The organism is Streptomyces sp. 4F14 (assembly GCF_048159485.1).
GTDB lineage: Bacteria > Actinomycetota > Actinomycetes > Streptomycetales > Streptomycetaceae > Streptomyces.
In genome coordinates this window covers 410142-420562 of record NZ_JBLRVY010000001.1, presented here as the reverse complement: position 1 = coordinate 420562, position 10421 = coordinate 410142, and the positions used below count along the sequence as shown (strand labels likewise).

Sequence of the window (10421 nt, the reverse complement as noted above, 5' to 3'; positions counted from 1 at the left end):
TCAGGTCCGTCAGGGGCGGGTGATCACGTAGCCGAGCGGGCGGCCGAAGTCGGCGCTCCCCTCGCAGAACGGGTCGAGGGACTCGAACCACTCGGCGCCCTCGCTGCGGCAGGCGTACAGCTGTTGGCTCTCCATGCCGTCGGGTGGCTCAGACCACAGGTGGCCGCTGGGCCAGGCACCCATGTCGTTCTGGCCTTCGCATGCGACGTCCGTGGACACGAACTCGTCGAAGACGTCGGAGCGGCTGTCCTCACACAGCTTCAGGTGCGGTGGGCCGCCTTCGATCCTCCGTAGCGACACGTAGCCCAGCACCTTCTCGGTCTTATAGCCGGATGGCAGGAATTGCGCGTGCGTGCTGGTCCAGCGCTCCCCGTCCGGCCCGCGATAGCGGATGAGCGGCGTGAGCGTTCGTACGTATCCGAAAAGGAACTCGGTACGCACCTTGTCCGGCGTGCTCTCACAGGCGTCGCTATGGGACAGGTAGTGGTCCCCGCTCGCAATCACCACGCACCGGTAGACCGGCAATGTGGGAACGCCCTCGGGCGGGTTCATGTAAACCCGTCCTGCGGTGCCGAGAACCTCATATCCTGCGCAGTTGGCCGCGTGGTCCAGGAAGAACCCTCCGCCATAGCGGCAGGAGTAGACCGGCCGGGTGTCCAGCGCGCCCTCCGGTGCGCTGAACCCGCGCGTGCCCTCGAAGTAGTACCCCGGCGGCACCGGTCCCGGGCCGGTGTAGCGCCTTCCGTCATGCCCGGCGAACTGCCCGAAGGCACCCGCGAAGGCCGACGGGGGCTGCGGCTCCGTCTGGCCGCTGAGCTCGGCGATCTCCCTGTCCGGCAGCACGCCGTCGTAGACGTGGACCTCGTCGATCGATCCCATCCAGTTCCCCGCCGGCTGGCCGTTCCACCTCCCCCGGCCGATGACCAGCGGACCCGTCACGTTCGAGTTCTGCGTGCCGACCGCCTCGGTCCCGGCCAGGTGCCCGTTGACGTAGATGCGGATCTCGCCCGTCTGCGCGTCATGGACGGCGGCGATCGCCGCCCACTCCCCCTGGACCGGCGTCGTCCCGGCCCCGCCAGCGTCCACCGACAGGGGCGTCGGGTTGGTCTGGTCCGGTGCGGTGACCAGCCGGAAGGACCACTTGTGGTCGCTGCCGACCTTGCGGCGCTGGAGGAAGAACCCGCTGTGCTGACCGCCGTCCTGGCTCACCACGGTGCGCGCCGTGTCGTCCAGCACATCGGGTCTGACCCGCGCGGCGACCGTGAAGCTGGTGTCGGTGCGCGCCACCAGCGGCTGGGAGGTCAGCCCGGCGCCGGTCCCGTCCGCGAACCGCACCGCACCGCTGCCGACCTTGCCCGTGACCCAGCTCGCGTTGCTCAGGCCGACGGTGCGGTAGTTCCCCGAGGCGTCGCCCGCGCTGCCGCCCGAGCCTTCGTCCAGCGGGTAGTACGCCTCCTCGACCGGTGTCCCGGCCAGGCGATCGACCTCGCTGCGCGGCGCGTCCTCCCCCGGATCGAGGTAGGTCAGGTCGCTGAGCGCCCGGTCATAGATCTGCACCTCGTCGACGTCGCCGGCCCAGTTGTCCCCGAAGGTCCCCCGCGATTTGCCGCGGCCGATCTGGACGGAGCTGGATTCCCACGGTGTAGTCACCACGGCGGTGACGTTGTATTGGCGTAGACCGTTGACGTACAGGGTCATCGCTTGGGTGGGGACGTCGTAGACGCCCGCGAGATGGGTCCACACACCGGCTTGGGCGGCCTTGAGCGATGTCACGGTGATCAGCTCGGCGTCGTCGGTGGCCTTGGTCGCCATCCGGAAGCCGAAGCGGTTGACCTCGCCGATGTACCCCAGCGAGAACGCGGACATCCGGTCGCCCACCTGCGAGACCGCGGTACGGGTGACACCGTTCGCCTGGTCCAGCTTCACCCATGCCGACACCGAGAAGCTCCCGTTCGTGGACACCGCGGGACCACCTCCGGGCGCGACATAGGAGTCGCTGGCGCCGGTGAAGTGCAGCGCGTCCCCAGCCCGGCCCTTGGTCCAGCGTGTGGGCCCGAGGGCGACCGTGCCGTTGTGACCACCCGTCGGGTCGGTCACGCCGGCATCGGTCCAGCGGCCGTCCAGCGCCCACTGCGCCACCGGGCTCGCGCCCTTCTTCACTTTCAGCGTATGGAGCTCGCAGTCCGAGCTCACATTGCCGGCCCGGTCGACGGCCGTCACCCAGACGTCCCAGTCCGCCGCCTTCATCGGCGTCACCTTGAACGAGGCCTCACCACCCAGTTCCTCCGCGGGCACGCTGCGGGTCGTACGGCATTGGCTGCCGCCCTGTGCCAGGCCGTACCGGAACTCGACCACATCGGGGTCATTGGCCTTGACCGTGAACTCGGCCGGCGCACCCACGGTCGACTCGGAGGGCGGCGTGGCCGACGGCCTCCCGGGCTTTTCGTTGTCGATGTCGAGCTGGCACATCCCGGTGCCTGTCTGCGGCCCGAAGGGGCTGGGACCCCAGTAGTCGCCGGCCCGTGCCCGCCATGAGAGCTGGAATCCGTGCTGGAAGGTCCCCTGCGGGATGACGTCGGTGAACTCCGAACCGTTGACCAGCGGCCCGGGGGCGTTCGGCGGCTCGTGCATGGATCCATGCCGGGTCCACCGCTCGAACCGCATCCACAGGTTGTCGCCGTCCCGGTCGGTCCCGGTCGCCCGCAGCGTGATCGGAGCGGCCGCGTTGCTGGCATAGTCCGGGTTGTTCACGTCCGTACTGCACGGACGCGTCGTGGTCCCTGCCGACCAGCTGAAATTCTTCGGCACGTCGGGCGGCCAGTTGTAGTGCACCAGCAGCGAGTACGCGTCGAACTTCTTCCAGCTGTAGTCCTCGCTCTCATCCTCGGCGATCAGCGCGAACGCGACGTGGGTCGCGCGCTGGTCGTTGGAATACCGCACCTGGTCGCCGACGCCCCAGCCGATATTCGCCGGCCCGCATGCTCCGCCCGGCTCGTAGCCGTGCATCTCCCTGCGTGTCCCGCCGATGGGAGCCGGAAATTCCTTCTGCGAGTTGCGCCAGGTGAGGTCGGCGCCGAACGGGTTGGCGTGGACCAGGCTCACCCCGAATCTCCTGGTGCCCCCGCCACAGGCCGGGGCGTACACCTCGTGCGCGTTGAACTCCGCACCGGACGACCCGTTCGGGGTCACGACCTGCGCGCCGTGCAGGCCTCTGATGTCGAACTGCACAAATGTACGAGCCGCGCCGATGCCGTTGCACGTCCCGCTGACGAGCCAGCATTTGCCGACCTTGCCGAGGTTCTGCCCGCCGAATCTGCCGGGCGGCTCGACGTCCCCGCCGCCGTGCCAGAACGAGGAGTCCAGCTTTCCCGAGAAGACCTTGGCCCAGCCGCCGAAGGGGACCCACCAGTCCGGGTCGATCGACACCGGGAAATGGGTGTCCGGGGCCGTGAGCAGTTTCCGGTCCGGGATGACGGTGATCGCGTTCTTGGCCATCTCGAAACGGCCGACCGCCTCGTTCGAGGCCGCGTCCCACATCGCGGGAGCCGGCGAGGAGAAGACCGTCTCCCCCTTGGCATCGACGAGCTCGGATCCACCGCCCTTGCCCGCCTTCAGGGTGAGCCCGCTCGTCTGCACGCCGAACCGCACCTTGCGCAGCTCCGGGTTCTTCGCGGCCGCGCGCGTCTTGACGACCAGCACTTCGCTGAAGCCCGCCGCCCCCGCGGTGAGCTTGAGGTCGACGCCCGGCATCACTTCCGGATACGTAGCCGTGTCGCCCTTGAGGACCGGTGCCGGCAGCGGGTCCGGCCAGCCCAGCGCCACCTGCTTGCCGCCCTGGTCGAGCCGGACCAAAGGTTCCTGACCGCCTCTGGAGAAGGCCAGTGACACCGCCGAGGCACGTGGGGCGACCGAGCCGTCCGGCCGTCGCACCAGGGTGGTGTCGATCGATACCCACTTGCCTTCCTGCCGCGCCCGGACCGGACCGGGGTGCAGCACGGCGGTGAAGTGGCCCTTGGGATCGGCGTAGACCTCCATCGTCTCGGTGCGCTTCGCCGTCACCTCGACCCGCTTCCCGGACGCGCGGGCCTGGGTCAAGGCCGTGCGCTCGGCCGGAGTGGGGGCCGAGCTGATGGGCGAAACGGGCGGCGGTGCTGCCGCGTCAGCAGCCCCCTGCCTGGTCAGGCCACCCGCGCCCAGCCCTGTGAGCAGGACCGAAAGCCCCACCATGACAGCAACGACACCCCGGTGCCGCGATCTTGCCAACACCCACCGCCCTCGCCCCGCCCCACCGGCGTCCACGACCGGAAGAAGGATGGCATCGGCGGATCGCGACCACCAGCGGGCGATCACGGATTGGCCGGAATCCTGGGATGCCTGTCCCGATTGAGCGGGTAACCGGTCGATCATTCGGTTCCGCTCAGCCGCAGGGTCATGACCTGGAAGGGACGCAGCGAGACGGGGATCCAGCCCTCGGCGTCGATCGGCACGGGCTCGCCGGGCAGTGGCCGTTCGAGCAGGTCCGCGGCCGTCACGGCGGCCACCGGGAACGAGGTCCGCAAGTCCGTGTCCGCCCGGCCGTCGAGCGACCCGTACAGCCGTACGATCACGTCGCCGGACCGGTCGTCGGCGAGCTTCACCGCCTCGATCGACGCGGTGTTCCCCTCGATGCTCACCAGCGGTGCCGGGGGCGCGTCGGAACTGCCGGTGGCGACCCGGAGAGGCATGTTCAGCGCATAGCCGTCGGCCACGGCCGTGCCGAGCAGCAGCGTGTAGGTCATCCGGTGGCGTCCCTGGTCGGCCTCGGGGTCGGGACTGCGCGGCGCGCGTACGAGACTGAGCCGTACGGTCGTGGTCGTCCCGCCGTCCGGACGGTTCGTACGGGTGACATCATGCCCATAGGAGGAGTCGTTGAACAGTGCCACGCCATAGCCCGGCTCGGCGAGGTGAACCCAGCGATGACAGGCGGTCTCGAACCGGGCCATGTCCCAGCTGGCGTTGGCGTGCATCGGCCGGAAGACGTGGCCGAACTGGATCTCTGCGGCCGACCGGTCCGCGTGCACGTCGAGCGGGAACGCTGCCTTGAGGATCTTCTCGCGCTCATGACAGTCGATCTCGCTCCGTACCCAACCCCCTTTGAATAAGCTCCCAGGCCGGCAACCTGCCCGCTCTCGTCGACGGCTTCAACGTACTGTGGCACGGCCGCTTCGGGTTCCCCGCGCCGATTTCCTCGCGGGACAAACAGGGCGACCTGACCGGTCCCTTCGAGTTCTTCGCCCTGCTGCGGGACGCACTGGGCACCGACCGGGCCGAAGTCTGCGTGGTCCTCGACGGCGAGCACGGCGGCGCCGAACGCAAGGACGCGGACGCCGGCTACAAGGCGAACCGGGAGAGTACCCCGGCCGCGTTGGAACCGCTCCGGTTCCTCGCGCCGCTCAAGGAGGCGCTGGACGCGTACGGGATCGCCTGGGGGGAGATCGACGATGTCGTGGGCACCCTCGTCCACCGCCGCCCTGACCGCACGATCCGCATCATGAGGGCCGATCAGGACTACTACCAGCTCCTCGACGGCGAACGCGTCTGGATCATCAACCGGTCCCGCAAGGCATCGAAGGGGATCATCACCGACATCGAGGTCCTCGACCGCTACGGCGTCACCCCCCGGCCAGTGGCCCGACCACCGCGCCCTGACCGGCGACCTGCCCGGCGTCGAAGGCATCGGCGCAAAGACCGCCACCGAACTCCTCTCCGGCGGCCTCACACGCGACAGCCTGCGCCCCAGCGGCCGTCTGACCGGCGCCAAGGGCGCCGCGATCGAGTACGTGTGGGCGGACGTACTGCGCTGGCGTGACCGTGACCGGCCCCGTCATGGCCCACCTCGACGACCTCGAACTGTGGGCCGGAGGCACCCCCTCCACGCCCAGCACGCCCCGGTCACCGGCGCCGTCCGATCGCACGATCCCCTGCGCGTCGCGAAAGCCCGAGCCGGCGCCCGGGCCCTCGGAATGGACATCGAACTCCACCCACGCCTGGCCACCGCGACGATCGCCGGCCCGATGTCCTCCTCACCCACTCCCTGGACGACGTCCACCCCGACCACCGCGCGACCACCGAAGCCGTCCTCGCCGCACACCGCTCCCAACCCATCACCGAACACTTCGACCCATGGCCGACAACCTGAGCGCTCGAAACCGCTCACGCAGAGGCATTCCACCCTCTGCCGGCCCTGGGACGCCTACCAGCCACCGCACATCCCTGACCGCGCCCATCCGCCTCTTTCTGAGGCGGATGGGTCCACCAGATCGGTAGCCTTCCAGCCGAGGATCAGCGGGACGGCGGCGGGGCCGACAGTGCCGGTGTGCAGCGCGAGGTTCGGCTTCGTGGTGGAGATGGGTGCCGTTGTCTCGGTGACGACAGTCCGCGCCACGCTGGTGGTGGCCTCTTGCCCGACTGGTGGCCGACCTTGATCTGAACTCGGAACCGTCACCCGATCCTCGCCCTGCTGCCCCCTGCCCGAAGGGGTTCCTCCCAGCCGACGCGTCCGACCGCGAGCTGAGTCGGCGAGTCCAACGCATGGCGTTCGCCGAGGCCCGGTCAACGAGACTTCGCGGCCTTGTCTTCGAGTCCGCCGATGAACCGGTCGATGACGCGGCTCTGCCGCGCCTGGTCCTCAAGCGACTCGGCGGCGAGCTGTCCCGCCAGATCGGTGACCACTGTCCCGAGCTCCCGGCGGAGAGTCTCGACGGAGGCCCTGCGGTCCGCCTCGACCTGGACCCGGCCGGCGGCGACGAGGCTGTCCCTCTGCCGCGCGCCCTGCTCCCGCATGGCGGCGATGGTCGCGAAACCCTGGTCAGTGGCCTCCTGCCGGAGCCGGGCGGCCTCGTGACCAGCCTCGGCGAGCAGGCTCCTGTTCAGCTCCAGAGCCTGTTCCGCCTCGGTCCGGGCCGAGCGAGCCTCGCTGATGCCGTCCTCGACGGCCGCACGACGTTCCGTCAGGGCCCTGTTGATCCTCGGCAGGAGGCTTCTGGCGAGGAGACCGAGAACGACGAGGAGGGCGAGCAGCTGGACGACGACCTCCGGGGTGGGGAGGAGAAGGGGTTCCTGCCGCTCCTGCGACGCCAAAGCTGCGAGCGCGTTCACATCTGCACCTTTCATCCTGCGAGGATCGACACTCCGGCTCCTGTCAGTGCGCCAGCTTCAGCCCGGCCACGCAGCCGATGATCCCGGTCAGCAGGAGGATCTTCGTCAGGTTGACGGCCTCTCCGTCGAAGGCCATGGCGTAGGTCGCGGTCAGCACGGCGCCGATCCCGACCCAGATCGCGTACCCGGTACCCACCGGCACGGTGTTCAGCGCGTAGGCCAGGCCGATCATGCTGAGCACGATGCCGACCGCGAAGACGGTGGTCGGCACCGGCCGGCTGAAGCCCTCCGACTTGCCCAGGGCGGTGGCCCATACGGCTTCCAGCACTCCGGAGACCACGAGGGCGATCCAGGCCATGTCTTTCTCTCCTCGCGCCGTCTTGTCATCGCTGGGTACGGCGCACCTCGTCCAGGAGCCTGTCGGGCTCTGTTCACAAGGCTGGCACGCGTGACGTTCGTTCGCAAGTTCATCATGCACGGAAGCGGCGTGAACTCGATAGATCATGCAAACAAGACGGCTCTAGATTCATATTTTTGAAACTTTCCATTGTCTTGAAAGGGGTGGCGTGTCATCGTGAGTGCGTTCGACGTTGCCGCGGCAGTGCCTGTGCGGCGACGGCTCACAGGCGTTCGAAGGGAGCCGGGAGATGACGAGGTCCCGCACGGTCGTGGTCACGGGTGGCGCGTCCGGGATAGGCGACGCCGTGGTCCGGCGGTTCATCGAGCAGGGCGACGAGGTCGTCGTACTCGACCGCAGGCGCGGTGACGCGTCGGCCCGGTACATCGGGACCGACCTCAACGACTGCTCCTCGATCGACGCCGCCGTCGAAGCACTCGGCCGGCCCGTGGACGTGCTCTGCAACGTCGCGGGTGTGTCGGGCTCGTCACCGGTCCCGCTCGTACTGGGGGTCAACTTCTTCGGGCTCCGGCATCTGACGGACCGGCTCGTGCCCAGGATGAACGCGGGAGGTGCCGTGGTCAGTGTCGCCTCCACCGCGGGGTGGTACTGGCGCGATCACCTCGAAGAAGTCGAACGGCTCGTGCGGGCGCCCGACTTCGCGGCGGGGGTAGCGGCCGGCGCGGACGTGCTGGCCAACGGCAAGGACGCCTACACCCGCAGCAAAGAGGCCCTCATCGTATGGACCTCTTACGCGGCGCAGCGATATCGCGGGCACGTACGGCTCAACACGGTGAGTCCGGGTCCGGTGGAGACCCCGCTTCTGCCCGAGTTCTACGACTCGATGGGGCACGCGGAACTCGATCCTCTGACCGCGCTGGCGGGTGGCCGCAACGGACGCCCGGAGGAGATCGCCGCGGTCGTCGCCTTCCTCGCCGGGCCCGAAGCCGGCTGGATCAACGGCACGGACGTCGTCGTCGACGCGGGGGCCGAGTTCGCGTTCGAGCTGGGCCAGGCCGCGAACGCCTGACCGGCTTTGCGCGCGAGCGAGTCCGCAGCAGCCACGTCAGGAGAGGAACCATGACATCACGTGGCGTCACCGCGCTGGAGAGGTTGTCCCGATGCGTTGTCGGTCTTGAGGCGACGCTCGACGACAGTGACTGGTCACGGCCGAGCGGGTGTCCGGGCTGGAGCAACCACGATGTGCTGATCCACCTCGTGTGCACGCTGCGGGAGATCGTCGTTCCGGAGTCCCTGCCCGGCCCCTTCGCGGGAGGTATAGAGCGCACCAACGACCTGGCCGTGGCCGCCTTCAGAGGCGAACGGCCTGATCAAACGCTCGACACCTACCGCCGTCTCCTCGCTCCGGCGTTGGAGGCCCTCGTCGGGATGCGGGAGGAACCCGCCGCGTCCGCCCCCGTGGACTTCGACGACGCGGGGTCCTGTCCGGCCCACCTGATCGCGGACTCCCTCGCGTTCGACCACTACTGCCACCTCCGCCACGATCTCGCCGCACCCCGGGGGACCGTCGAGGCGCTGAAGGTCACGGCGGACGAGACGGTGATGGCCGCCAGCCTGACCTGGCTGCTCGCCGGACTGCCGCACGGGCAGCGGATCACGGTCGAGCCGAACGCGTCCCCGCACGCGGGAGCCCTCATCACCACGTCCGCCGATTCCTTTCATCTGTGGGGAACGCACCGGCAGCCCTGGCGGGAGACGGATGTGGACGTCCGGGGCGACGAAAAGCTGGCGGCGGATGTCCTGGACGCTCTGCGCGTCTTCTGACACCGGCACCCGAAAGCGCACGGCCACCCGAAGCGCGCACGCCGCCGAGAGGTACCCGAAAGAGAGTGAGGCACGGGTCATGAGCACCCAGCCAGTCCGAACAAACACAATCCCGGCGCGCGCCGGCGAGCGTGAGGTCACCGTCGTCCGGCGCCGCGAGGTGGCGGCGGGTGTCGTGGAGCTGACCCTCGCCTCCGACGGCCCCCTCGACAGCTGGGAGCCGGGCGCTCACATCGACCTCGTCCTCCCGTCCGGCACCGTCCGGCAGTACTCCCTGTGCGGACGCCCGGAACGGCCCTTGGAGTACAGGATCGCCGTGCTGCGCGAACCCGCGGGACGCGGCGGGTCGGCGGAGGTCCACGACCGGCTGACCGACGGGACGACCGTCACGATCCGCGGTCCTCGCAACCACTTCCGGCTGGCCGAGGCCGAGAACCACCTCTTCCTCGCGGGCGGCATCGGCGTCACACCCATCCTGGCGATGATCCGGGAGACCGCCGCGGCCGGTACCCCCTGGAGGCTGGTCTACGGGGGACGGACCCGCGCCTCCATGGCGTACGTCGACGATCTCGTCGAACTGGCCGCGCTCTCCTGTGGCGAGGTGCTGCTGGTGCCGCAGGACGAGTCGGGGCACCCGGACTTCGCCGCCGCCTTCGCCGCGCTGCCGGAGGGCGGAGCCGTGTACGCGTGCGGACCCGAGCCGATGCTGCGGGCCGCCGAGACCCTCAGCGACCAGTTGCTGCCGCCGGGAACGCTTCGCCTGGAGCGGTTCGGTGCCGGACCGCGTGCCGACGACGGCGCCGGGACGGCGCGCGGTCCGGCGTTCGAGGTCGAACTGGCGCGCTCGGGGCGGACCTTGACCGTGCCGCCCGACCGCCGCCTGATCGACGTGGTCCGGGAGGTCGTCCCCCAGGTCCCCTTCTCCTGCGAGGAGGGCTACTGCGGCTCCTGCGAGACCGGGGTCCTGGCCGGTCTCCCCGACCACCGCGACCAGGTCCTCACCCCCGAAGAACGCGACAGCAACGAGACGATGATGATCTGCGTCGGCCGCTGCCTGTCCAAAAAACTGACCCTCGACCTCTGACCCGGAACAGGCCGTGCC

7 protein-coding genes, 1 pseudogene and 1 riboswitch are annotated in these 10421 nt (G+C 69.4%); of the genes and pseudogenes, 4 read left to right on the top strand and 4 right to left on the bottom strand.

Annotated features, from left to right (window positions below):
• Positions 1 to 9: 9 nt before the first annotated feature.
• Together ACLZOT_RS01710 and ACLZOT_RS01705 are read right to left on the bottom strand one after the other, a co-directional pair.
• Entirely contained in the window at positions 10 to 4095 is a 4086-nt protein-coding gene (locus tag ACLZOT_RS01710) for a LamG domain-containing protein (RefSeq protein ID WP_416966831.1), read from the bottom strand.
• Positions 4096 to 4403: 308 nt separating this feature from the next.
• Positions 4404 to 5117 (bottom strand): annotated as a pseudogene (locus ACLZOT_RS01705) (glycoside hydrolase family 38 C-terminal domain-containing protein); the annotation flags it as partial.
• A 20-nt stretch (positions 5118 to 5137) separates the two neighbouring features.
• On the opposite strand from ACLZOT_RS01705, the gene ACLZOT_RS01700 reads away from it, so the two are divergent.
• Complete coding sequence (locus tag ACLZOT_RS01700; RefSeq protein WP_416966962.1) at positions 5138 to 5848, top strand: hypothetical protein; 711 nt, start codon at positions 5138 to 5140, stop codon at positions 5846 to 5848.
• A gap of 743 nt (positions 5849 to 6591) precedes the next feature.
• Here ACLZOT_RS01700 and ACLZOT_RS01695 read toward each other — a convergent pair.
• Positions 6592 to 7137, bottom strand: a complete 546-nt coding sequence (locus tag ACLZOT_RS01695) for a F0F1 ATP synthase subunit B (RefSeq protein ID WP_416966830.1) — start codon at positions 7135 to 7137, stop codon at positions 6592 to 6594.
• Between the two features lie 43 nt (positions 7138 to 7180).
• Positions 7181 to 7495 carry a DMT family transporter gene (locus tag ACLZOT_RS01690; protein ID WP_416966829.1) on the bottom strand — a complete coding sequence of 105 codons (315 nt, stop codon included), beginning with the start codon at positions 7493 to 7495 and terminating at the stop codon, positions 7181 to 7183.
• An 11-nt stretch (positions 7496 to 7506) separates the two neighbouring features.
• Positions 7507 to 7568: riboswitch (guanidine-III (ykkC-III) riboswitch) on the bottom strand.
• 216 nt (positions 7569 to 7784) lie between these two features.
• Between ACLZOT_RS01690 and ACLZOT_RS01685 the strand changes: the two genes are divergently transcribed.
• The 3 genes from ACLZOT_RS01685 to ACLZOT_RS01675 all read left to right on the top strand — a co-directional run bounded on the left by ACLZOT_RS01685 (position 7785) and on the right by ACLZOT_RS01675 (position 10403).
• Positions 7785 to 8564, top strand: a complete 780-nt coding sequence (locus tag ACLZOT_RS01685; RefSeq protein WP_416966828.1) for a coniferyl-alcohol dehydrogenase — start codon at positions 7785 to 7787, stop codon at positions 8562 to 8564.
• A gap of 50 nt (positions 8565 to 8614) precedes the next feature.
• Positions 8615 to 9319: a maleylpyruvate isomerase N-terminal domain-containing protein gene (locus tag ACLZOT_RS01680; protein ID WP_416966827.1), complete on the top strand. Its 705-nt coding sequence runs from the start codon at positions 8615 to 8617 to the stop codon at positions 9317 to 9319.
• Between the two features lie 79 nt (positions 9320 to 9398).
• Positions 9399 to 10403, top strand: coding sequence for a PDR/VanB family oxidoreductase (locus tag ACLZOT_RS01675; protein ID WP_416966826.1), 1005 nt, complete (start codon positions 9399 to 9401; stop codon positions 10401 to 10403).
• The last annotated feature ends 18 nt before the right edge of the window (positions 10404 to 10421 follow it).

Excerpts from the sequence above, each read along its gene's own strand:
- ACLZOT_RS01690 (WP_416966829.1), bottom strand. The coding sequence starts at position 7,495 with ATGGCCTGGATCGCCCTCGTGGTCTCCGGAGTGCTGGAAGCCGTATGG.
- ACLZOT_RS01675 (WP_416966826.1), top strand. The coding sequence starts at position 9,399 with ATGAGCACCCAGCCAGTCCGAACAAACACAATCCCGGCGCGCGCCGGC.
- ACLZOT_RS01680 (WP_416966827.1), top strand. The coding sequence starts at position 8,615 with ATGACATCACGTGGCGTCACCGCGCTGGAGAGGTTGTCCCGATGCGTT.
- ACLZOT_RS01685 (WP_416966828.1), top strand. The coding sequence starts at position 7,785 with ATGACGAGGTCCCGCACGGTCGTGGTCACGGGTGGCGCGTCCGGGATA.